24 protein-coding genes are annotated in these 22,464 nt (G+C 63.7%); 15 read left to right on the top strand and 9 right to left on the bottom strand.

Features of this window, described 5'->3' with window-relative positions; translation table 11 throughout:
• The first annotated feature begins 104 nt into the window (after positions 1 to 104).
• On the top strand, positions 105 to 611 hold the full coding sequence (locus ABD742_RS18915; RefSeq protein WP_344788753.1) for a GNAT family N-acetyltransferase: 507 nt from the start codon (positions 105 to 107) through the stop codon (positions 609 to 611).
• A 252-nt stretch (positions 612 to 863) separates the two neighbouring features.
• Positions 864 to 1,103: a GNAT family N-acetyltransferase gene (locus ABD742_RS24410; protein WP_425547588.1), complete on the top strand. Its 240-nt coding sequence runs from the start codon at positions 864 to 866 to the stop codon at positions 1,101 to 1,103.
• 134 nt (positions 1,104 to 1,237) lie between these two features.
• Here ABD742_RS24410 and ABD742_RS18910 read toward each other — a convergent pair whose 3' ends face one another.
• From ABD742_RS18910 to ABD742_RS18900, 3 genes are all read right to left on the bottom strand, one after another.
• Complete coding sequence (locus ABD742_RS18910; protein ID WP_234751409.1) at positions 1,238 to 2,404, bottom strand: alkaline phosphatase family protein; 1,167 nt, start codon at positions 2,402 to 2,404, stop codon at positions 1,238 to 1,240.
• Positions 2,405 to 2,538: 134 nt separating this feature from the next.
• Complete coding sequence (locus ABD742_RS18905; protein WP_234751410.1) at positions 2,539 to 4,599, bottom strand: phosphocholine-specific phospholipase C; 2,061 nt, start codon at positions 4,597 to 4,599, stop codon at positions 2,539 to 2,541.
• 124 nt (positions 4,600 to 4,723) lie between these two features.
• A complete protein-coding gene (locus ABD742_RS18900; protein WP_234751411.1) occupies positions 4,724 to 5,581 on the bottom strand; it encodes a phosphatase PAP2 family protein in 858 nt (285 codons plus the stop codon).
• Between the two features lie 107 nt (positions 5,582 to 5,688).
• Between ABD742_RS18900 and ABD742_RS18895 the strand changes: the two genes are divergently transcribed.
• Positions 5,689 to 7,299, top strand: a complete 1,611-nt coding sequence (locus ABD742_RS18895; protein ID WP_234751412.1) for a phospholipase D family protein — start codon at positions 5,689 to 5,691, stop codon at positions 7,297 to 7,299.
• Between the two features lie 47 nt (positions 7,300 to 7,346).
• On the opposite strand, the gene ABD742_RS18890 is transcribed toward ABD742_RS18895, so the two are convergent.
• The 3 genes from ABD742_RS18890 to ABD742_RS18880 all read right to left on the bottom strand — a co-directional run bounded on the left by ABD742_RS18890 (position 7,347) and on the right by ABD742_RS18880 (position 10,891).
• Positions 7,347 to 7,652, bottom strand: coding sequence for a hypothetical protein (locus tag ABD742_RS18890; RefSeq protein WP_234751413.1), 306 nt, complete (start codon positions 7,650 to 7,652; stop codon positions 7,347 to 7,349).
• Positions 7,653 to 8,252: 600 nt separating this feature from the next.
• On the bottom strand, positions 8,253 to 9,653 hold the full coding sequence (locus ABD742_RS18885) for a dihydrolipoyl dehydrogenase family protein (RefSeq protein ID WP_234751414.1): 1,401 nt from the start codon (positions 9,651 to 9,653) through the stop codon (positions 8,253 to 8,255).
• Positions 9,650 to 10,891, bottom strand: coding sequence for an amidohydrolase (locus tag ABD742_RS18880; RefSeq protein WP_234751415.1), 1,242 nt, complete (start codon positions 10,889 to 10,891; stop codon positions 9,650 to 9,652). The genes ABD742_RS18885 and ABD742_RS18880 overlap by 4 nt, the downstream gene beginning before the upstream one ends.
• Before the next feature lie 78 nt (positions 10,892 to 10,969).
• Here ABD742_RS18880 and ABD742_RS18875 point away from each other — a divergent pair, with 78 nt between their 5' ends.
• Positions 10,970 to 11,443: a GNAT family N-acetyltransferase gene (locus tag ABD742_RS18875; protein ID WP_234751416.1), complete on the top strand. Its 474-nt coding sequence runs from the start codon at positions 10,970 to 10,972 to the stop codon at positions 11,441 to 11,443.
• Positions 11,444 to 11,517: 74 nt separating this feature from the next.
• Here the strand turns inward: ABD742_RS18875 and ABD742_RS18870 are convergent, their stop codons facing one another.
• A complete protein-coding gene (locus tag ABD742_RS18870) occupies positions 11,518 to 12,141 on the bottom strand; it encodes a PadR family transcriptional regulator (protein WP_234751417.1) in 624 nt (207 codons plus the stop codon).
• Positions 12,142 to 12,346: 205 nt separating this feature from the next.
• Between ABD742_RS18870 and ABD742_RS18865 the strand changes: the two genes are divergently transcribed.
• Both ABD742_RS18865 and ABD742_RS18860 read left to right on the top strand, forming a co-directional pair.
• Positions 12,347 to 12,826: an SRPBCC family protein gene (locus tag ABD742_RS18865; RefSeq protein ID WP_234751418.1), complete on the top strand. Its 480-nt coding sequence runs from the start codon at positions 12,347 to 12,349 to the stop codon at positions 12,824 to 12,826.
• A gap of 8 nt (positions 12,827 to 12,834) precedes the next feature.
• Positions 12,835 to 13,122, top strand: a complete 288-nt coding sequence (locus tag ABD742_RS18860; protein ID WP_234751420.1) for a YciI family protein — start codon at positions 12,835 to 12,837, stop codon at positions 13,120 to 13,122.
• 512 nt (positions 13,123 to 13,634) lie between these two features.
• On the opposite strand, the gene ABD742_RS18855 is transcribed toward ABD742_RS18860, so the two are convergent.
• Positions 13,635 to 14,249 carry a PepSY domain-containing protein gene (locus tag ABD742_RS18855; RefSeq protein WP_344788748.1) on the bottom strand — a complete coding sequence of 205 codons (615 nt, stop codon included), beginning with the start codon at positions 14,247 to 14,249 and terminating at the stop codon, positions 13,635 to 13,637.
• Positions 14,250 to 14,348: 99 nt separating this feature from the next.
• Here ABD742_RS18855 and ABD742_RS18850 point away from each other — a divergent pair, with 99 nt between their 5' ends.
• From ABD742_RS18850 to ABD742_RS18830, 5 genes are all read left to right on the top strand, one after another.
• On the top strand, positions 14,349 to 14,756 hold the full coding sequence (locus ABD742_RS18850; RefSeq protein ID WP_308193853.1) for an amidase family protein: 408 nt from the start codon (positions 14,349 to 14,351) through the stop codon (positions 14,754 to 14,756).
• A 59-nt stretch (positions 14,757 to 14,815) separates the two neighbouring features.
• Positions 14,816 to 16,465 carry an ATP-binding protein gene (locus ABD742_RS18845; RefSeq protein WP_344788746.1) on the top strand — a complete coding sequence of 550 codons (1,650 nt, stop codon included), beginning with the start codon at positions 14,816 to 14,818 and terminating at the stop codon, positions 16,463 to 16,465.
• The gene (locus ABD742_RS18840; protein WP_234751424.1) at positions 16,462 to 17,133 is read left to right on the top strand and encodes a response regulator; all 672 of its coding nucleotides are present in this window, start codon (positions 16,462 to 16,464) and stop codon (positions 17,131 to 17,133) included. Before ABD742_RS18845 ends, ABD742_RS18840 begins: the two co-directional genes overlap by 4 nt.
• Before the next feature lie 87 nt (positions 17,134 to 17,220).
• Positions 17,221 to 17,703 carry an SRPBCC family protein gene (locus ABD742_RS18835; protein WP_234751425.1) on the top strand — a complete coding sequence of 161 codons (483 nt, stop codon included), beginning with the start codon at positions 17,221 to 17,223 and terminating at the stop codon, positions 17,701 to 17,703.
• A complete protein-coding gene (locus ABD742_RS18830) occupies positions 17,700 to 18,017 on the top strand; it encodes an ArsR/SmtB family transcription factor (RefSeq protein WP_234751427.1) in 318 nt (105 codons plus the stop codon). Before ABD742_RS18835 ends, ABD742_RS18830 begins: the two co-directional genes overlap by 4 nt.
• Before the next feature lie 20 nt (positions 18,018 to 18,037).
• Here ABD742_RS18830 and ABD742_RS18825 read toward each other — a convergent pair whose 3' ends face one another.
• A complete protein-coding gene (locus tag ABD742_RS18825) occupies positions 18,038 to 18,352 on the bottom strand; it encodes a hypothetical protein (protein WP_234751429.1) in 315 nt (104 codons plus the stop codon).
• A 117-nt stretch (positions 18,353 to 18,469) separates the two neighbouring features.
• Here ABD742_RS18825 and ABD742_RS18820 point away from each other — a divergent pair, with 117 nt between their 5' ends.
• From ABD742_RS18820 to ABD742_RS18805, 4 genes are all read left to right on the top strand, one after another.
• Complete coding sequence (locus tag ABD742_RS18820) at positions 18,470 to 19,288, top strand: COG4705 family protein (RefSeq protein ID WP_234751430.1); 819 nt, start codon at positions 18,470 to 18,472, stop codon at positions 19,286 to 19,288.
• Positions 19,289 to 19,436: 148 nt separating this feature from the next.
• Positions 19,437 to 20,597, top strand: coding sequence for an extracellular solute-binding protein (locus ABD742_RS18815; protein ID WP_234751431.1), 1,161 nt, complete (start codon positions 19,437 to 19,439; stop codon positions 20,595 to 20,597).
• Positions 20,594 to 21,556, top strand: a complete 963-nt coding sequence (locus ABD742_RS18810) for an ABC transporter permease (protein WP_234751432.1) — start codon at positions 20,594 to 20,596, stop codon at positions 21,554 to 21,556. The genes ABD742_RS18815 and ABD742_RS18810 overlap by 4 nt, the downstream gene beginning before the upstream one ends.
• On the top strand, positions 21,556 to 22,419 hold the full coding sequence (locus ABD742_RS18805) for an ABC transporter permease (protein ID WP_234751433.1): 864 nt from the start codon (positions 21,556 to 21,558) through the stop codon (positions 22,417 to 22,419). Before ABD742_RS18810 ends, ABD742_RS18805 begins: the two co-directional genes overlap by 1 nt.
• Positions 22,420 to 22,464: the final 45 nt, after the last annotated feature.

Below are 22,464 nucleotides of genomic sequence, written 5' to 3'. Positions count from 1 at the left end.
CGTTCTTACGGCAAACTATCGCATAATCGGGGAGCGGCCGAAACGGCGATCTGGTCTAATGTTGACCGATGATTGAACCGCGCCAACTTAGTGAAAGCGTCAGCATGCGCGTACTGCGCATAAGTGATGCGGCTGCGCTCGCAGCCGCATATGTGCGCAACCGTGACTACCTTTCACCCTGGGAGCCAATGCGGCCCGAGGAGTACTACACCGTAGATTGGCAGTCCTCGGACATTGCCAACCGCCTCGTCGCGCAAGAGGCAGGGGAGGCGTATCCGCTCGGGCTGTTCGACGGCGATCGACTCGTCGGCCGATTCAACATGGCAGGAATCGTCCGCGGTCCCTCCCAGAGCGCGGGCCTGGGTTACTGGGTGGACGGCGCCTACGCGGGCCGCGGACTGGCGTCGGCGGCAGTCCACGCGATAGTCGAAATGGCGCGCGACGAACTCGGACTGCACCGCATCGAGGCGAGCACCCTTCTGCACAACGCTGCCTCGCAGCGCGTGCTGCTTAAGGGCGGGTTCCAGCAGATTGGCATGGCGCCGCGATACCTGCAGATTGCCGGAAAATGGCAGGACCACAATCTCTACCAAGTGGTCCTTCACGACTAGAACCGTATACGGGCTCGCCAAGTACGCTATCGCCATGCAGATTCGTGAATGCACCCTCGACGACCTGGCGCAGGTGAATTCGCTCTGTGACGCCAGTGAGCGAAACCGCTGGACCCGCGACATGATCGCCCCAAGGAGCGACCGATTCATTTTGGTGGCCGTCGCACAAGGTGAGGCCATCGGCGTAGCCAAGACGCATTTCCACTCGGATCCGGAAGGCAGCTCGCCCGCAGGCCACTATCTCGGGGGGGCGTGGTGGTCGCTCCTGAGTTCCGACGACGAGGGGTCGGTTCTGCCCTCACCCTGGCGAGGTTGGAATGGATCTGGTCCCGGGCGTCGATCGCTCACTACTTCGCAAACGAACACAACACGGCATCCATCAAAATGCACGAGGCTCTCGGCTTCCAGCTTGTCGCCCGATTCCCGGAGATTCGCGGAGTGACCGCGGACGACGGTCGGTCTGAGCTCATTCTCTTCGAGGCGTCCCGGTAAGCGATTGGGTTCCGTCTCGCATAAGCCCGCCGAAAACTTCAGGCATGTCGACGGCGGTCCCGGTCACGACAAAACGGACGGCCTGCCCGCACAAGTGTGCGGGCAGGCCGTCAGCTCTTGAACGCTTTGAAGGGTCAGGGGCGGAAGAGTTCCTCGAAGGTGCCCGAAGTGGTGGGTGAGCAGGTGTTCGCCAGGCAGCCCAGGTGCCACAGGTGCTGGACCGTGGAGAGCAAGGTGTAGTGGTCGGAGAGCTGGTTCGTGGTCTTGTGCGGGCCTTCGGCCGAGTTGATCACGATCATTGGTGCGTGGCCGCCGCCCAGGACCGCGCCGTTCTGTCCGACCGGGCTGCCCGGGCCGCCCGTTGAACCCGAGTAGTCGTTCTCGTCCCAGGCCAGGACGATGCTGGACTTGCTCGTCTTCCACGTTGGGGAATCCATGATCTGCTGGACGGTCTGCTTGACGTAGGCGTCGCCGAGCTGGATCGCGCCGTGGTCGAGGCCGGAGTCAGGGTAACCGCACTGGGGCAGTCCAATGAGGGCTGCTCCGGAGGGTGAGATCCCGTGCATGTCGTGGCACTGGTTGGGACTGATCCAGACGAAGTTGGGCACGTTGCCGCTCGCGAGATCGGTCTTGAGGTTGTTCTCGAGCGGCACGATGTTCTGCAGGCGCGGGCTGCCCGGGTAGTTGATGTCCGAGAAGTACATGAACGGGTTGTGCTTCTGGGCGTACAGCTTGACCGTGGTGGAGCCGATTGTGGGTGCGTATTCGACCTGGGAGCCGGCGCTCGGGAGGTTCTCCATGTATGCCTTCCAGCTCAGTCCCTTGTTCTCGAGCTGGTCGACGATGGTCTGGCCGGAGAACATATGCGGAGTCGCGGAGGCGCTGGCCGCCTGTTCTGGCGTGAGCTGCCCGGTGACTCCTGTGTCGCTGGAACCGGGTACGAACTCTTCGGGGGCGCACGTGACATTCGCGCCCGCTTTGCAGTCGTCCCAGATTCCTTGGAAGCTGCCCGAGATCGCTGAAAGGTAGTTCGGGAGGCTCGGGTGGGTGACGCCGTGGTAGTTCGCCGCGGTGTTGTAGCGCTGCGCGAGCGTGTTGATGTAGGGCGCGTCGGCGGTGTTGCCGATGATCTGGTCGTAGCCGTGGTTCTCCATCATGATGACGAAGACGTGGTCAGGACCGTTGGCCCCTTGCCCGCTCGCTTGGGCGACGGAGCCGGACGTGACCTGCGCCGTGGCGGGGGCAACCGCGCCGACGACTGCGGCGCCTGTGAGCGCGATGGTGGCTGCAATGGCAACCATGGCTCCTGCCTTGCGGCTTTTCAGCACATTGAGCATTGAAATTGTCCTTTCGGGTTGCGCTCCAGTCGGAGCGCCCATAGTCGGGGTGAAGCAGCGGGGTGAAGAACAGTTGGCGACGGGTGGGCGACAGTCCGTCATCGGCCGAGCTGGGGGTCGGACGTGAGCGCCCGGCCGTCGTCGAGGCGCCCTGCGAGGACCCGCACGAGCTTCGGATCCGCCGCGGCGGTGAGCTTGAGGTCGTACCAGCCGCCTTGCGCCGGGATCACCACGGTCTTGGCCTGGCCCGGGTTGAGCGCGAGGGCCTGCGACCCGGCGCCGTATGCGTCCGTGAGCGTGAGGGCGGCCGCGGCCGGGCCAGCGTTCTCGATCCGGAACTGAGCGTGTCCGGACACGCCGTCGCGGGTGACGGTCGCCCGGATGTCCGCGGCCGCCGTCGTGCCCGCGAAGCGGCGGTACCAGCCCGCCGGGCCGTGCATCTGCACGTCGTACTCGGCGCCAAGCGCCCACGACGCGTCGAGGGTCGCGCCCGCTCCGATCGTGTACGAGTACGGGCCTGCGGGAAGGAGATTCGAGCGGACCTGCACGTGTGCGCCGAGCGCCCCGGCGTTCGACCAGTGGGCGGAGAGCTTGCCACCGGCCACCGAGACCGCGACGTCGAGTGCGTACCCGAGCGGGCGCGACGGGCGCGTGCCCTTCTCCTGGGCCGGCATCGAGTTGACTGCGGGAGGGGTCGGCACATAGCTCGGGTGCCGATTGTGGTCGGCGGGCTTGAATGCAGAGGTGTCGGGCAGGGCCGGGGCCGCGCCGCTGTTCGCCGAGAAATCGAACGCGCTCGTGAGGTCGCCACACACCGCGCGGCGCCACGGCGAAATGTTAGGGGACTTCACGCCGAAGCGTGACTCGAGGAACCGCACGATCGAGGTGTGGTCGAACGTCTCCGAGCAGACCCACCCGCCCATGCTCCAGGGCGAGACGACGAGCATCGGCACGCGTACGCCGAGACCGTAGTGGCCCGGGACGTCGGCGATGCCGGAGAACGTCATCCGGCCGTCGTACCACTCGCCCTCGGTAGAGACCGTGGATGCGCCCGGGATCTGCGAGGTGTTGGGGTGCGGCGGGACGACGTGGTCGAAGAAGCCGTCGTTCTCGTCGTACATGAAGAACACGGCCGTCTTGCTCCAGACGTCCGGGTTGGACGTGAGGATGTTGAGGATGTTCGCCGTGTACCAGGCTCCGAAGTTCGGCGGCCAGTTTGAGTGCTCGGTGTATGCCTCGGGGGCCACGACGTAGGAGACCTGGGGGAGCTTCCCGCTCGCGACGTCCTCGCGGAAGATCCGGAACAGGTCGTCGCCGGCCTTCGCGTTCGTGCCGGTCAGCGCCTTCTCGTAGAGCGGGCTGCCGGGCTTCGAGTTCTGGTACTGCGTGAGGTATAGGAGCGAGTTGTCGCCGTAGTTGCCGATGTGCGCGTCGCCCGTCCAACCCCAGGAGCCCGCAGCCGTGAGGCCGTCGCCGACGTCCTGGTACACCTTCCAGCTCACGCCGGCCTTCTCAAGCTCCTCGGGGTACGAGCTCCACGAGTAGCCGACCTCGGCGTTCCAGAGATCGGGGCCGCCGGCCTCGTAGTCGTTGCCGTCCCAGCCCGTGAACATGTAGTAGCGGTTGGGGTCCGTGGGGCCGAGCAGCGAGCAGTGGTACTGGTCGCAGATCGTGAACGCGTCCGCGAGGGCGAAGTGGAACGGGACATCGCCGCGCTCGTAGAACGCCATCGTGGCCTCGGACTTGGCGGGGAGCCACTTGTCGTACTTGCCCACGTTGAAGGCCTCGTGGGTGAGCTTCCACGAGTGGTCGAGGTCCTCCATGAACTGCATGCCGAGATTCGGCGCGGTCGGGTGGTAGGGGAGGATGTCCCGCATTCCGTTGTTCTGCGCGAACGCGTCCTTCCCGCTCGGGAGGATAGCCGGATGCGGGTCACCGAACCCGCGTACGCCCTTGAGCGTGCCGAAGTAGTGGTCGAAAGCGCGGTTCTCCTGCATGAAGACGATCACGTGCTCGACGTCTTTGATCGAGCCGGTGGCACGGTTGGCCGGGATGGTCGCGGCGCGCGCGATGCTCTCGCCGAGCATCTCCGCGATTGCGGTACTCGCCGCGGTAGCCCCTGATAGTTGAAGAAAACGTCGACGGTTGAGACCTGACATGAGCTGCTCCCAGTGCTTGGCTTTGCTGACGAAAACCCCCGACCGACTCTTCCAGCACTAGGCAAAGGCTAAGTGCCGGAAAAGCAAACTTTGGACAACATGCGGGGAGGCGAGCATGTGGCTTTCATCTGCCTTGAGCATCGCCCCGGGGGTGGCTGGGCTTTTCGGTCTTTCGGGCGGTGAGATAAAGACGGTGGGCGGTGATGACCAGGACCAGCCAGGCGGCGCCGAGGGTCCAGGCTGCCAAGACATCGGTGAGCCAATGGTGGCCCAGGAACACCCTGCTTAGGCCGATGGTCAGGGCGAAGAGGGCCGCAGCGGTCACTGTCCATGCGCGGGCCCGGCGGGAGCGGCAACGCAGGATGACCAGGTAGGCGACGATTCCGGCGATCACGAACGAATTCAGCGAATGTCCACTGGGAAACGAGGGGGAATACTCGTAGGGCGGCACGGCATCGCTGAGTGGGGGCCGGGCACGGCCGATGAGCTGCTTGCCGGCGATGGTCATGAGGAGGGAGCCGGCCGCCGCGGTCACAATGAGGATCGCCGGCGTCCAGGAACGGCGCCGGAGGACCAGCACGGCGGTGGCGATCACGGCCAGGATCGGCATCCCGATTCCCCCGCCCAGATCGGTGTAGGCAGTGGCGGTGGCGTCCAATGCAGGGCTGCGCAAGGTCATCGCTGCCTCCAAGACCGGGTGGTCCAGGGCGGCCACGCCATCTGCTTCTGTCACCGCCTCGTACACCCCGCCGGTCGCGAAGGCCAGCAGTGATGCGACTACGGCTCCGGCAGCCAGGATCAGGATCAGCGCACCGTATGGGCCGAGACGGGCACTGAGGCGTTGTGCGCGGGAAGCGAGCCACCTTCCGGCGGGGGTCTTCCACCGGGCCAAGTCAGTGTCACCGACGAACCGGTCGTCGATGAGTTCGCCTTTCCCTCCGGCTGACTCGTCGTCGGACGTGCCTTGGGGGTGAACGCCCATTGTCTTCCGCCTCACATCGTGAATGGATTTGATCAGTAAGGTTACCTTCTAGGCTGTTTGAAGACCGGACACCAGAGGATTGGCCTCGCCCCCGGAAGGAGCACTGAGTGGACAGTGAAGCTGGCACGTGGTTCCTGAGTCGCGCTGAGCGCGGGAATCTGGCCACAGACGTGCACTCAGGCGGTGCCGGGTCTCCGGCGTGGTCGGAGGGCAACCTCGTGCGTCCCCTGATTCATGGCGCGAGCTACTTTGCCCGACTGCATGAGGAACTGACTGCTCTGCAGCCGGGAGACCGTGTGTGGTTCACCGACTGGCGTGGCGACGCCGACGAGCGGCTGCTGGCCGACGGACCCACGATCGGAGACTTGCTCGCGGGGTTGGCCCGCGCGGGGGTGGAAGTGCGGGGCCTTGTCTGGAGATCCCACGGAGAGCGGGTATCGGCCCCGATGAGCGGCCGATCCAACGAGCTTCTCAGTCGCAAGATCAACGACGCCGGCGGGGAAGTGTTGCTGGATCAGCGTGTCCGCCTGTTCGGCTCCCATCACCAGAAAATGTTCGTCATCCGCCGTCGTGACGATCCATCGCGGGACGTCGCGTTCATTGGCGGGCTCGACCTTTCCCACAGTCGACGGGACGACGCCGATCATGCGGGAGACCCGCAAGCGGTGACCGTGGATCCCCGGTACGGGAAACGTCCCCCATGGCACGATGCCGCGCTCGAGCTGCGTGGCCCCGTGGTCGCGGATGTCCTGGCAGTGTTCGCTGAACGGTGGAACGACCCCCACCCACTGGACCGACGGACCCCGTACCGGATGCTGCTGCAACGCCTGGCCCGTATGCCCCGGCACCCCGAACCGCTCCCGGCCGCTGCACCGCCGCCGCCCGCGGCCGGCCCCCATGCCGTGCAGCTGCTGCGCACCTACGGTGTGAAACGTCCCCCGTTCCCGTTCGCGCCCGAAGGGGAACGCAGCGTTGCCCGCGGATATGCGAAAGCCTTCGCCCGCGCCCGCTCGCTGATCTACATCGAGGACCAGTACCTTTGGTCGACCGAGGTCGCAGCCGGAATCGCAGAGGCCCTCGGACGGAACCCCGACTTGAACGTGATCGCCGTCGTGCCCCGCTACCCCGACTCCGACGGCCCCCTAGCAGGACCGCCTAGCCGGATCGGGCAACTTCGCGCCCTCAGCATGTTGCGCCAAGTCGCATCCGACAGGGTCGGCGTGTTCGACCTGGAGAACAGCTCCGGAACTCCGATCTACGTCCACGCCAAGATCTGCATCATCGACGACGTCTGGTTCACCTGCGGCTCAGACAATTTCAACCGCCGGTCCTGGACCACCGACAGCGAGCTCACCTGCGCCGTATTCGACACCACTGCCGACAACGGGGAGCCGCCCGGCACTGACGGTCACGATGCTTCCCGGCCGCTCGCCCGCCGGCTCCGGCTCCAACTCTGGGCAGAACACCTGGGCATGGACCAGAACGATCCCCGACTTCATGACCCGGCGGCTGGGCTCAAGCTTTGGAACACCGCCGCCGACGTTCTCGACTACTGGCATGAAACCGGGAGTAGCTCACCCCGCCCCACCGGAAACGTGCGGCATCACACCCCCGAACCCGTTTCGGCCCTCCAGCGTCTCTGGGCGGATCCGCTCAGCCGCTTCGTCGTGGACCCGGACGGCCGTCCCCGCAGGCTGCGCGGCACCACCCGTTTCTAGACGGGCATGGTCGAAGTGCCCTCCAGCGCGTTCATGGCCGCCCGGATTCAGGCGGCCATCACAGCGTCGGCGGATGACCGGACGGAGATGTTGACATCAGACTGTTGGGGATCGATCAGGGCCGGAAGTCGGCGGGATTGCGAGCAGCGGCGGAGCGCTTCCATGGCCGCCGGGTCGACGTTGGCCCCGCTAACGTCGATTTCAAGGGCCAGACCATGCATGAGGGCGTTGGCCCGCCTCGCGACTATGTAAAGGGCGTGGAGGCTCCGGGAGGTTAGCCGTCCATGGGCTGTGATGCGGACCTGGGCACCATCGATGTCCATTTTTACGAGAAGCCGGATTTTTTCGGTCATGAGTCCTCTTCCGATCAGGAACCGCGACGCTGCGGCCCGGAACAAAGACTAAACGGAGGATGTGACGCAGGCAACAGTTACCTCCGTTTGCGGCCTAACTGATTGCGAACCATCACTTCTGACTGGCCCATAGCTCTTCAGGGAATCCTGGCATAAGGTTTGACCCACTACCCGCTGGCTGCCCCATTGGGTTCATACGCACGATGTGGGCGTCCGGGCATGAACTTTGAACGCGGGATCTGGCCGACGCCGATTCCCGAATGATGAAGACGTGAGGGAGAAACATGACGCTTGCTCGTGCTGGACATCGAATGGCCACTCATCGTCCCTGTGTTCCCGCAACGCCGCCCAGGGTGCCGGCCTGTGGGCAGTGCGGTCCTGGGTTTCCTTTGACCTTCCATGAGTATGTTCCGGCGGTCTATGCGGTCGATGGCAGCGGATTGCGGCCGCCGTCGGCAAGCTACAGCTGTCCAAGATGCGGTACAAAGGACAACCATCAGGTTCCGTCGGGCTGGGCCCCGCCTGAGTGGCAGTGGTACTCCTGAGCCGCGTCGCTTAACGCATGGGACGACGGCGGGAGGCCCCGCCGTCGTCCGCTGTTCAGTCTTCAAGGAAAGCTGGCGTGAACAGTAGGTTCAGGCCCTCTGCCATGGTCGGATGGGTGATGACCGCATCGCGCACGGCGGCGTAGTCCAGTCCTGCAAGTATTGCCATCTGCACCGCGGCAATGACTTCGCTGGCTTCGGCGCCTAGCAGGGCGGCGCCCAGAATCCTGTTGGTCTCGCGGTCTATGACCGCCTTCCAGATACCCTCCAGGTGTCCCACGGTCCGGGCCCGGGGAATGGCCGAAACCGACATTTTGGCGATGCGGACCTTGTAGCCTGCGTCCCGGGCGTGTCGCTCGCTCAGTCCAACACGGCCAAGTTCGGGGGTCGTGAATACGCTGTAGGGGATCAGCCGGCCGCTGGTGCTGCGTGGCTTGCCAGCGCCGTTCCTTGCCGCCAGGTTGGTCTTCAACACCCGGTAGTCGTCATAGGAGGCATGCGTGAACTGGGGCGTCCCTGCGGCGTCGCCTGCTGCCCACACTCCTTCTGCCGTGGTGTGCAGCTGATCATCGACCCTGATGAATCCGTGGTGGTCAAGTTCCACGCCGATACCTTCGAGATTGATGCCGTCGGTCATTGGTTTGCGTCCCACCGCCACCAGGATGTCATCGGCGGTGACGGTGTCACCGGAGAAGAGCGTCACGGTAACGGTTCCGTTTGCGGCGCGGCTGATCCGTTGTGCCCTGGTCCCCAGCCGAACGGTTATGCCGGCGTCAGTGAAGTTCTGTTCGATGGCAGCGGCGATGTCCGGGTCCTCCCGAGGAAGCAGTTGCCCGCTGCCCTGGACGACGGTGACTTTTACCCCGATGGTGTTGAGCAGATCCGCGAATTCGCAGCCGACGTATCCGCCGCCAAGGATGATGATGCTCTCCGGCAGGGATTCCAGTTTCAACAGGGTGTTGCTGGTCTGCACTTTCGATTCCGGCAGGCCCTCGATGGTCGGCAGGAGCGGTTCGGTGCCGAGATTCAGTACGACGTCGGTGCCTCGCAGAGTGCGCACGCCGCCGTCGTTCAGGGTCACCTCGACCGTCCGGGGAGCGACGAACTTCGCCTCGCCGAGAACGAACTCCATTCCTGATCCAACGAAGGAGGACAGCTGGCCCTTGACCATGGTCTCCACGACGTCTTCCTTGCGGTGGCGCAGCAGTTTGAGCTCCATGAGCGGGTCCTCGGCCCCGGAAATGCCAAATTCGGCGGCCCGGCGGATGGTTTCCAGTACCCGGCCGCTGTTGATGAGGGTCTTGGTGGGGATGCAGGCAACATTGATGCACGTCCCCCCGATCATCGAACGTTCGATCATTGCAACGTTCCTGCCCGCCCGGGCCAAGTCCATCGCCAGGGTTTTCCCGGCCTTTCCACCGCCGACCACCAGCAGGTCCACGTCCTCGGGGCTCATGGTGTTGCGCCTTCCGTCGCCAGGTAAGACAGTGCTGAGACCACGTGGGTTTGGACGCCAATGGACAGAGTCGGATCGATCACCGGCGCGAAGAGCGGGGAGTGGTTGGCCGGAATGTCCCGGGCTACTGTTCCGCGTTCGACGGCGGCCCGGTAGGTTTCGGGATCCACGCCGCCTAGGAGCCAGAACGTGTATGGCACCCCGAAAGCGTCCGGAATGCGGCTGAAGTCCTCGGACGCGGTCTGCCGTAAGGCCTGGCGCACGGAGTCCGCCCCGAAGTGGGCGGAGAATGCGGCCCGGACCTTCTCTGTCACGGCCTCGTCGTTGCTGGTGAGCGGGAATTGCTCGTAGTACTCGAAATCAGGGTCTTGCGGTGATCCGGCGGCGGAGCACTCGCCCTTGACTATCCGCTCAATGGCCGCGAGGACGGACGCACGGACCCGGGTGTCGTAAGTGCGGATGTTGAGCAAGAGGGTAGCTCGGTCCGGGATGATGTTCGACGTCGCTCCGGCGTTGAACGCCCCCACAGTGACAACCGCGAAGTCGCCCGGCTTGGTCTCCCGCGAGACGATGGACTGCAGCCTGATCACGATCGAAGAGGCCAGCACCACCGGGTCAACGGACATGTGTGGCATCGAGCCGTGCGCGCCCTTCCCGTGCACGGTGATCTTGAGCGAGTCCGCGGCCGACAGGACTGGGCCGGCCGTGGTGGCGATCCTCCCCGCCGGGATCGGCATCACATGCTGGGCGAAGGCGACGTCGGGCCGCGGCACTTTGGCGACGAGTCCGTCGTCGACCATCGCCTGGGATCCAGCCCCGATCTCTTCGCCAGGCTGGAACAGCGCGATGTACGTCCCGGACCATGCCGCGCGCCCGTCGGCCATGAGCTTGGCTGCGCCGAGCAGTCCGGCGACATGCAGGTCGTGCCCGCACGCGTGCATGACCCCGTCGACGGCAGACGCATAAGGCAGCCCGGTAGCCTCGGTCACCGGTAGCGCGTCCATGTCTGCGCGGGCAAGCACTGTTGGGCCGTCCCCGTTTGCGAGGATACCGACGACGCCGGTGCCCCCGATGCGTGTTACGGCATAGCCGAACGCCGCGAGTTTCTCCTCGAGGAGCATCGAAGTCCCATGCTCCTCGAGGCTTAGCTCGGGGTGCCTATGCAGATCGATGTACGTATCCCGGATCCAACCGAGCTGTGCTTCAAGGCCTGCCAGGACTGCTTCGCAACCGCTCATGGACCACCGCTCTCAGTAGCAGATCGGAGGAACCAGCATAGACCCAGAAACCGAACAGGGGGAGTGTAAATTGAGTCGATGATTCACGTTGAGCCCGACGATCCGGCACGCGCGGATGTCAACCAACTCCTGAGCGAACACCTGGCGGACATGTTCGCCACATCGCCGGCCGAAAGTGTCCACGCGCTGGATCATTCGGCGCTTTCCGCGACGTCGATCACCTTTTGGACGGCCCGCGACGGCGGCACCCTCCTCGGGTGTGGCGCGCTCAAACTCATTGAATCCTCGGACGGCGCAGCGAAGCACGGCGAAATCAAGTCGATGCGCACCACGGCCAGTGCGCGGGGGCGGGGCGTCGCCACTCTCGTGCTCAAGCACATCCTGGACGAAGGCCGAAGCCGAAACTACGAGCACATTTTCCTGGAGACAGGAACCGAGGACTATTTCGCTCCCGCACGGCGCCTGTACGTCCGCAACGGATTCACCGAGTGCCCACCTTTTGCCGACTACACCCTGGATCCACACAGCGTTTTCATGGAACTCCGCCTCTGAGCGAACGGAACTCAGCAGACGTTTCCGAAGCCGCGAGCAGGTCACTCCGCGTCGCGGCTTCGGGAGGGGCGGTACTAGTCAGCGAGGATGTGGTAAAGCGCTCGCCGGGTTTCGTCGATCTTTTCCATGGCCGCCGTGCGTTGTTCGTCGGTTGCGGCGAAGCGGAATTGGTGGATAACCCCCATAAGCTTTGCCACGCTCTGGTGAAACGCGGGTCCTGATCCTTCTGGATCGATGTTCCACGCATTTTCCAGCTCCTCGGCGTGCTCCGCTACGTATGCTTTCCCTGCATCGGTGAGTGTGAACTCGGTGCGCCGACCTTCGCCGACGGGTGCAATGAGCTCCTCGTCAACGAGCTGCTGCAGCGTCGGATAGACGGAGCCCGGGCTTGGGCGCCACGATCCGGACGTCTTCTCGGCAATCGTCTTGATGAGTCCGTATCCATTGGATGGCGCTTCGGCCAGCAGGGAGAGGATCGCGAAACGAACGTCGCCCTTATTGGCCCGGCGCTGGCCGCCGGGACCAAAGCCCGGGCCAAAGCCCGGCCCGAAGCCCGGTCCGAAACCGCGGCCCGGCCCAAATCCGCGGCCAGGTCCGAATCCGCCGTGTCCGTGGGGTCCGCGACGGCTCCGGCCGCGTCCGAAGCGTTCCATGTCCGGACCGCAATCTGTGTGCTTGTTGTCGTGAATGCCTTTCATAACGGCATCGTCCTTTCAGTGTTGTCTGGGTTGCCCTGAGGCTCGCAGTTTGTTCTGCGATAGTTAACGATATATCGCTGACTGTCGTTAAACTAGACCCGTATTTTGCGCGAGCTGGGCTGCGACGCCGCCCGGGGATACCCGATCGCTCCGACGACGGCCCCTCGGAACTTAGGATGGTCGTGAACGAGATTGAGGACACTGAATGGGTGAACAACTTACGACCATCGAGGTCGAAGAATTCCTGCCGTATTCGCCTGCCAAGGTTTGGCGGGCGCTGACGGAGCCCGGGCTGATCGCCCGCTGGTTGATGGAAAACGACTTCAAAGCAACCGTCGGGCACCAGTTCCAGATGCGCGGGATTCCCGTTCCGGCAGTCGGTTTCAGCGGCTTGGTGGCCAGCGAAGTCCTTGACGTCGAAACGGAGAAGCTACTGCGTATCTCATGGCGGGACGCACACTCCGGAAACAGCCTCAACAGCACGGTGACCTGGTCAATCACCGCGGAGGACCCGGGCACCCGGCTGTCCCTCGTCCACGACGGGTTCGATCCCAACGAGCCGACGCATGTGGCATCGCACCGCATCATGAGCGGGGGATGGCGAAACCACGTGCTCCCGCGGCTCGGTCAGACCCTGGCCGAACTCGACAGCCCCGAACTCGACAGCCCTGAACTCGACAGCTAAGGCAAAAAATGCAATTCGTCGTCTTCTACAGCTCGGATCCTTCGGCACTCCCGGGACTCCAGGCCGTCTACTCCAGGCACGTTGAATATATGCAGGCGTTCGCCGCCGAGGGCGGCCTGATCGGCATCGGGACTTTCAACAACCCCGCCGTAAACGGTTCGATGGGCATCTTCACCAGCAAGGAAAGGGCGGAGCAGTTCATCGCGGGCGATCCTTTCGTCCTGGAGGGGCTTGCCGTACCGAGCGAGATCCGGGAATGGAACGCAGTCATGTTCAGCTCACAGGGTCCCGCCTGACATTCGGTCAACTTCCGCGCACCTCAGCGGCAAGTCTCCATAACAGGCTGCGGCGCCTTAGGTTCGATTCCCCACGCGGCCCGGTGTAACGCGGTCGCGAGCCAACCCCGCAGTCGAGCCAGCCGCAGGCGACTTGCCGGGCGTGCTGGAACAACCGGTGCCCCGGGCAAAGCACTGCGGCTGTCATTGTTCACGATGCTGATGACTGCGCAAGCCATCATCAACGAAAATTCCATAGTCATCTTCTTCTCATCTAAACGTGGAGCCCTGAACTGGTAGATCAGTTTTGCGGCTGGAAGAAACCCGAATACTCAAAGGCGGAACCGCCGTCGTTCAAGGTTCTGTTAAAGACGCTAAGCGCTCCGGATGACGATGTCAGCAGCTGTGCCGCTCCCTGCTTTTCCTAGGATTGACGGTCCCACCCTCACCGTGCGCGGGCCGGGCGATATCGAACAAATGGGCGGATACGGCTGGCTGCCGTATGCGCCCACGGTGCTTGGTTGGGTTGGGAGTTAGTGACCGGGGCCGCCGGTTTCGGTTGCGGTGATTTTGAAGCTCGCATCGAGCTTGACGGTGGCGTGCGTGCCGTCCGACTTCGTGATGTGGGCTTCGTAGGCGGCGCTGCCGTCGTCTTCGGTGGTCATGTTCTCCACCGTGGCGCCGGAGTTGGCGGCCAGAACAGCGGCCTTGACCTTGCTCGCGGTGTCACCGCTGAGGTCGGTTTCGTTTCCGTGGTTGCCATGGCCGCCCTTCCCGCCTCCGGGGCCGCCGGTTTCGGTCGCGGTCACCTTGAAGCTCGTATCGAGCTTGACGGTGGCGTGCGTGCCGTCCGACTTCGTGATGTGGGCTTCGTAGGCGGCGCTGCCGTCGTCTTCGGTGGTCATGTTCTCCACCGTGGCGCCGGAGTTGGCGGCCAGAACAGCGGCCTTGACCTTGCTTGCCGTGTCGCCGGTCAGGGCCGTTTCGTTTCCGTGCGTGCCGCCGTCCGTGGCGGGGGCGGATGGGCTGGCGGTCGAGGTGTCGGTAGTTGCGGCGTTGGCCGGCAGGGCCATGGCGGTGAGGGCTCCGCCGCCTGCGACGGCGCCGATCAGGGCCGCTCCCACTGCGATTTTCCGGACTTTGTTCACGATGTTGCTCCTTAGAGGTTCAACTCCGAGGGGTTCGAAGCTATACCCATCCTCGAACCCCACACTTTGGCCCCTCTATACCTGTGCTGTGCCTGAACTGTGACAATTCCGCCTGGCTCACAGGATCCGAAAGCGTGGCACCACGCGCTGTCCATCAGCAGGCTGGCCGGTTCCGAACGTCGCTCGAGACGGACTGCCATGGACTTCGCCGGAGTCCAGGCATTGGTGTCTCCGACGCTGCCGTCCATCGCGCCGATCGAGGCGGACATGTCCCATTCGCTGACCGGTTCAACAGGCAAGGACTCCCTCTCCAGCGCGCTCATGATGCTTTCACCGGCCAACCTCACCGGAATGCCCGGACTGAGCATCCCCTGCGGATTCGCCGGAGGACAACCGGTCGGGATGCACTTCCTGGGACGGGAATTCGCGGAGGCAGACCTCTTGGGCATCGCGCACGTCTATGAGAAACACACCTCGTGGCACACCAAGGTGCCGGTCCGCGGCTGAGCCGTAGTAGCCGTGAACTTTGTCACATAAGCTACAGGGAGAGTAGGAAGAGGTTGGCGGTGCATCCAGAGTTGCGTGGCTTGCGATTTTTCGGCGCGCGCTGGAAGGCGCGGCCGCTTGCCTCCCAGATCCTGGTGTGGCTGCTCTGCATCCTCTTTGTGACAGTCACTTTGGGCGCGCTTCTCTACACCCAGATCAGCAACCAGACCCTCGAGGACCAGTACCGGCTCCGGGCACTGGGGATCGCGACGACGGTGGCGCAAATGCCGGAAATCGTGACGTCGCTGGGGAACGGGGATCCAACGCACTCGATTCAGGCGATTGCGACGAAGGTCCAGTCCCAAGCGCAGCCGGACTACGTCGTCGTCACCGACCGGAAAGGTGTCCGGTACTCCCACCCCAATCCGGGCCTCATTGGACAGACCCTGGAAGAACCCGTAGCCGTCCTGGACGGGCAGACCCATGTCGGCATCGACAAAGGCAGCCTCGGCGACTCGGTCAACGCCAAGGCGCCGGTACGCGCGGCGGACGGGACCGTCGTCGGGCAGGTCTCGGTGGGAATCCTGGAGACCACGGAAAGCAGCGAACTCGCCAAACAGGTGTTGCTGATTGCCGGCTATTCGGCCGTAGTCCTCGTGATCAGCGCCATGGGCTCCGCCCTGCTGGCGCGCAGAATCAAGCGGGTCACTTTCGATCTCGAACCGGTGGAGATTGCGTCCCTGTTGCAGGAGCGCGAAGCCCTGCTGCACGGCATCCGCGAAGCGATGATCGGCTTTGACGACGACGGCCGGGTCACCGTCATCAACTCCGAGGCGCGCACCCTGCTGCACCTGGAAGAAAACGTGCTGGGAGAGAAGATCGAGGATCTTCTGCCCGCCGGGAGGCTTCGTTCCCTGCTGACCGGACAGATCAGCGGTACCGACCAGATCGTGATCACCGAGGACGCCTTGCTGGTGGTGAACCGGATGTCCGTTGCCTTGGCCGGGAGGAGCATAGGCTCCGTGGTCACCCTGCGCGACCGCACGGAAGTTGAAGGCCTGGTGCGTGACCTTCGCTCCGTCGAAGGCCTGATGGAGGCCCTGCGTGCCCAAGAGCATGAGTACGCCAACCGCCTCCACGTGGTGGACGGACTCCTGGAACTCGGAGACGTGGACCAGGCGCGGAATTTCGTCTCCCGGATTTCGGACACCTCGCGCTCGCTTGGCGAGGGCTTGCGCTCGCGGATCGAGCCGCCGGAGCTCGCGGCCCTGCTGCTCGCGAAAATCACCGTGGCTGCTGAGCAGGATGTCGGGATCTCGGTGACGGACGACTCGCAGCTGCGCCAACCGTTCCTCGAAACCCAAGCGCTGCTGACGATCGTCGGGAACCTCCTGGACAACGCCGTCGAAATCCTCGCCGAGCAACCCGCGCCGCGCGAGGTGACTATCCAGCTGGACGATTCCTCGGGCATTTTCATTTGCGTGACCGACAATGGGCCCGGTGTTCCTGCAGCATTGGTGGGCACGATCACCGCCGACGGGTTCACGACCAAGGAACCGCGGCCGGGAATGCGTCGTGGGATAGGCCTTGCGCTGGTGAGCAGGATCGTTCACCGTGCAGGAGGCACGATGGATGTTTTCCCGGGCCCGGGGGGACGCTTTGAAATCTGGTTGCCGGAACCGCACATGGAATCCGACGCCCCGGTCATGACAGGAAAATCAATCGAATGATCCGGACCTTGGTGGTCGACGACGACTTCCGCGTAGCGCGCATCCACGCCAGCCGCGTGGCCAAAATCGAGGGATACGAATGCGTCGGTGAGGCCCACACCGCGGCGGAGGCCAGGGAAGCGGTGCGGCTGCTCAAACCAGACCTGCTTCTCCTCGATGTCTACCTTCCGGATGAAGACGGAATCAGCCTGTTGAGGTCGCTTCAGGGAGCCGGCGAAAAGCTCGACGCCGTCATGATCACCGCCGCCCGGGACCTTGAGACCGTACGGGCTGCCATGCGCGGAGGAGCGGTGTACTACCTCGTCAAACCGTTTGGCTTCGAGCAACTGCAAACCCAGCTCGAGGCCTACCGGCGCTGGCGGCAGGAGTCAGAGTCCCGGACCGTGGCCGACCAGGCGACCGTGGACCAGCTCTTCAGCCTGCGCCGGACGGCTCCTCCCGCCAAAGCACCCCGGCGCCTGCCGCCCACGATGCAAAAGGTCCTCGATATGGTGGTTCACTCCACGGAACCCTTGGGCGCATCGGAGATTGCGGGCAGCGTCGGAATCAGCCGCCCCACGGCCCAGCGCTATCTCAGCGAACTCGAACGCAAGGGACTCATTGACCTGCATTTAGCCTACGGATCGACGGGGCGCCCGGTGAATACGTACCTGCCGCGCAAGGGTTGAGGAATCTGATCTGCAACCTAGGGGTTGCTCTTTCGAAAAGTTAATGCAACTCTGTAGTTGCAGTAACTGACTGAAAGGAACAGAATCATGACTATGACTGCAAACCAGGCCTCTGTCGTCGACGCCGGCGAGTTCACTGTGAGGCGCACCATCACCATCGCCGCACCAATCGAGAAGGTTTGGGCCGCGATCACCGAGGCCGAGCACATTGCGCGGTGGTTTGGACAAACCGCCGTCCTCGATGAGGTCGCCGTCGGTGCCGGCGGTGTCTTCTCTTTCGAAGGATACGGCGCCTTCCCGGTGCTGATCGAGGAGCTCGACCCGCCGCGAATGATCGCCTACCGCTGGAGCAACGACGACGCGCGCGGCACCCAGCCGGCCGAGGTCGACCCTGACCACTCGACCGTGTTCCGCTTCACGCTTGAAGCGCTCGACGGCGGAACGCGGCTCACCGTCGTCGAGACCGGCTTCGACACGACGAGCGATCCGGCGTTCAACATGGAGAGCCACCGCCAGGGCTGGGACTCGGAGCTGGACGAACTGGCAGCTTATGTCGAGGGTGGGTCGTGACCACGAGCACCCTGGTTCCAGTGTTCGCCGCGCTCGGCGACGAGACGAGGTGGAGCATTCTGGCTGCCCTCGGCGAGGGCGACGCATCGGCGTCGGCCCTCGCCGGGCGGCTCCCGGTCACCCGACAAGCGATCGCCAAGCACCTCGCGGTGCTGCAGGAGGCCGGACTCGTTGAATCGGTGCGCGTCGGCCGCGAACTGCGCTACAGGGTGCTCGGCTCGCAGCTGAGCGAGACGGCACGCAGCCTCGATCGCATCGGCGCAGAGTGGGACCGCCGCCTGGCCGCGATCAAGCGCATCGCGGAGGGGCTGTAATTCTTCGACAACGGGCGCGTCTAAGTTGAGCGTCGGTTGCGCGCTTGGTGCGCCAGCTGGATGAAGCCATAGATGAAGGCGGCCTCGATGAGCACCATCAATCCGAGCCACAGCAACTCGCCCGTGCCGATAAAGTCAATGATCCCGACAAGGACGAGCACGGTTCCGAGGACCAGCGCGTAGACGGCGAAACCGAAGGCCACTCTTGCGCTCCGCACGCCCGTCTGGAAGCCAAAACCCAAAGGTTCTCCTCCCGGATAGCCCTGGACGCGATCGTGTCCCGCGGGCTTGAGCCTGTCAAACTCATCCCAAGGATCCAGATCCTGATCGGCCATAGTTCCATTATCCCGCGAATCGGGCCGGTTTGCTTGAGGGGTTGGTTGCCGTGTCAGGCCGCGGCGCCACGCGTCACATTCGGGAAACGCTCGGGAAAGCCCTGAACAATGGGGGCCATGATGCCCGAAGAACTCACCGCTAGCCCGCGGGTCAAGGACACCCTGGCTGTTGGCGGACAACTGCAAAACGCCGTCTCCCGAGCCTCCGCCTCGAAAGTACCCGAGGTGACAGTCCTGTTCTGGGTAGTGAAGATCCTCACTACCGGGATGGGCGAAACTACGTCCGATTTTCTTGTCCACCGTTTCGAACCCGAGATCGCTTTGGGCCTCGGGTTCGCGGCATTGGTGATTTCGTTGGTTCTGCAGTTCCGGGTCCGCCGGTATATCCCCTGGGTGTACTGGACCGCCGTCGCGATGGTCAGCGTGTTTGGGACCATGGCTGCTGACGCCGTTCACGTCGGGCTTGGCGTCCCCTACCTGGCGTCGACGCTGTTCTTCACCGTGGCGCTCGCCGTCGTTTTCCTGCTCTGGCACCGGAGCGAAAAGACCCTCTCCATCCACAGCATCACCACCCGGCGTCGGGAGTCCTTCTACTGGGCTGCGGTGCTGACAACCTTCGCACTTGGCACGGCCACTGGAGACCTGACCGCCTACACGCTGGGCCTGGGCTACCTTGCCTCAGGCATCATGTTCGCGGTTGTCATCGCTGTCCCCGCACTGGCCCGCTGGCGTCGCCTGCTGGCTGCGATCCCGGCCTTCTGGTTCGCGTACATCCTGACCCGGCCATTGGGGGCGTCCTTCTCTGACTGGACCGCTGTTTCCCCCGACCGAGGGGGACTCGACTGGGGCACCGGCCCCGTCAGCCTGGCCCTGGCCGCCGCGATAGCCGTCCTGGTCACGTTCCTGACGATGAATTGGAAGCGTGCCCTCAAATAGGGCTGATGTTCGCATGTCCTGACATATTTGCGTTAATTCTGCCTCCGGTTAACCCCGGATTCATGGGCCATGACCCACTCCTTCACCTTGCCCTTGGATGGTAGTTCCTGCCCTTGGGGGACTTTCCGGTTCAAGATGAAGGAACACCATGACCAACCGCTTTCTAGCAGCGGCCGCCGTCGCCGTTGTTGCAGCCACCGCTGTGACCGGCTGCGCTCAAAGCAGTACCGCTTCGGCCCAGAACAATGGCGCCAGCGCATCCCCGGACAAGACGATCACCGTGTTCATCAGCGGGGACACGAACGTCCAGAACCTGTGGGAGAAGAGCCTCGTTCCCGCCTTCGAAAAGGCCAACCCCGGCTACAACGTTAAGGTCACCCTCGATCTGCACGGCGAGCACGATGCCCAGACCCTGGCGAAACTGACCAGCGCCACGGAGCAGAACAAGGAACCTGATTTCGACCTCGTCGATGGCGGTTTTGTCTCCAAGGCCTCCGCAGCCAATCTGCTGACCTCCGTGAGCTCGCAAACGATTTCCGCCCTGAACGATGTCCCGCAGGACGTCATCAAGGCCGGCGGCACCGGTGGCATCCCGTACCGCGGCTCCGCGGTGCTCCTGGCATATGACACCAAGACAGTTGGCACTCCGCCGAAGACCCTTGACGAACTGCTCGCTTGGATCAAGGCAAACCCGGGCAAGTTCACCTACAACTCGCCTAAGTCGGGAGGGTCCGGCGGTGCATTCGTTGCCACCGTTCTGGACAAGTTCGTCCCTGCCGACGCCCGCGCCAAGATGACGGTGGGCTACGAGAAGGACCTTGAGAAGTACTGGGACCAGGGCTTCGCGACATTGAAAGACCTCAACTCGTCCGTCTTCCAGAGCGGCGTCTACCCCAACGGCAACCAGCAGACCCTTGATCTGCTCGCGAAGGGACAGATCTCCATGGCTCCGGTGTGGTCTGACCAGTTCATCACCGGCTTGACCAACGGCCAGATCCCGTCCACCGTGAAGGCCACCCAGATCAGCAACCCGTCCTTCACGGGCGGTGCCGCCTACCTCGGCATTCCCAAGTCCTCGCCCCGCCAGGAAGCGGCGCTGAAGCTTGCCAACTTCGTCCTCTCGCCCGACGCGCAGACCATGATCATCAAGGAAATGTCCGGTTTCCCGGCCATCAGCCTCGACAAACTGCCGGCTGATGTGAAGGACAAGTTCAAGGACGCAGACACCAACAACCTGCGCAAGGGCTACTTCGACCAGATGGGCAAAGACCTGAACAACCTCTGGGACCAGAAGGTTCCCGGCCAGTGACAACCACGCTTCAAAAGCCGGCGGAACTGCAACAAACAGTTCCGCCGGCTGGTGCCACGCGCCCCAAGCGACTGGGCCAGCGCGCCGTCGGGTTCTTCATGGCCCTCCCGCCGATCCTGTTGATCGCACTCTTCGTCGGCTTCCCGATCATTCTCGCCTTCGGCTTCAGCATCGGCCTGACCGGCGGGTTGAACCACACCATCGCCACCATTGGCCAGAACGTGCACGAAGCAGACGCCTGGTGGGGAACCCTGGCCGCGTACCAGGAAATGTTCACCAACAAGCGGTTCCTCGGGGACCTTCTGGTCACCGTCATCGTGACGCTGGTCAGCACGGCAACAGTCATCTTCCTGGCCATGGGCATTGGCCTCTACCTCAAGCTCAAGGGCGGTCGAATGGCCCGCCTCCTCTCCGGACTGGCGATCGTGCCGCTCTTCATCCCGGTAGTCATCGCCTCGTGGGCGATCCTGACCTTCTATTCCGGCACGGGCTTCCTTCGGAGCGTCTTCGCTCTCTTCGGGCTTGACTTCCCCGTGTGGGCGTTCACCATGGTCACGGTCATCATCGGCTCCGTCTGGACGTCCCTGCCGTTCGCTGTGCTCATGGTCTCCTCCGGGCTGCAGTCCGTGCCGAACGCCATGATCGAAGCTGCGCGCGACGCCGGTGCCGGCTCCTTGCGCACGATCGTCTCAGTGATCGTTCCCATGGCGGCCGTTCCCATCATCATCGCGACGACGTTTACGGCCATTGGAATTGTTGGATCGTTCACGGTCCCGTACTTCACCGGGCCCAATTCACCGAACATGCTCGGAGTGGACATGTCCAACTACTTCTCTGCGTTCAACCAGCCCCAGCAGTCCGCCGTCATGGCCTTTACCGTCTTCCTGATTGCCTCCGGAATCGCCGCGCTCTACGTGTGGGCTAACTTCCGTTCCGCCAAGGAACAGGGGAAAGTCTGATGGCTATCTCTACCGGATCGCCCGTTGCTTCCCGCACCCGCCGGCCCCTCACGTTGGACTCGATTGTCCGCCGTGCGCTGGTGGGCCTGTTCGTGGTGCTCATGGTCGTTTTCATCCTGGGACCCCTGCTCTGGCTCGGTGTCCGCGCCTTCGCCGGTAACTGGACCTTCCCCAACCTCCTTCCCGATGACTGGACTTTGCGCTGGTGGCAGGTTGTCGTCAACGACGGCGCGCTCGGCATCGCGGTCCAGAACTCCTTGTTCTTCGCCCCGCTGACGGTCCTGGTGTCTGCGATCATTTGTTTGCCCGCGGCTTACGCCTTCGCCCGCTTTGACTTTCCCGGACGCCGCTTCTTCCTGATCAGCCTGTTCGCTACCAACGCCTTTCCCAAGATGGGCTTGTTCGTCACCCTTGCGGCGCTCTTCTACGCCTTGAATTTGATGAACACCATTTTGGGAATCCTCGTGGTGCACGTATTGGGCACGGTGGTCTTCATGACGTGGATCCCGGCGGCGGCGTTCGCTGCCGTGCCGCGAAACCTGGAGGAAGCAGCCCGCGACGCCGGAGCCTCCAAATTGCGCGTGTTCGCCTCCGTGACGCTCCCCATGGCGCTGCCCGGGATTATCGTCGCGGCGGTGATGTCCTTCCTGGCGTCCTTCGACGAAGCACAAGGAACGTACTTGGTGGGTGCGCCGGCCTTCATGACCATGCCCACCCAGATGTACAGCCTCGTGCTGAACTACCCCACCCAGGTGGCTGCCGTCTTCTCCATCCTGCTGGCCATCCCCTCCGTGGCCCTCATGCTCGCGGCGCACAAGCACATCCTCGGCGGCCAGCTCGCCGAAGGCTTCCAGATTAAATAGCGCCCCGCGCCCAACGTCAGACAGAGAACCCATGACAATTCATGA

This window comes from Arthrobacter ramosus, from assembly GCF_039535095.1.
Lineage (GTDB): Bacteria > Actinomycetota > Actinomycetes > Actinomycetales > Micrococcaceae > Arthrobacter > Arthrobacter ramosus.
The sequence above is the reverse complement of the archived record's forward strand: the minus strand, read 5'-3'. Positions and strand labels throughout refer to the sequence as shown.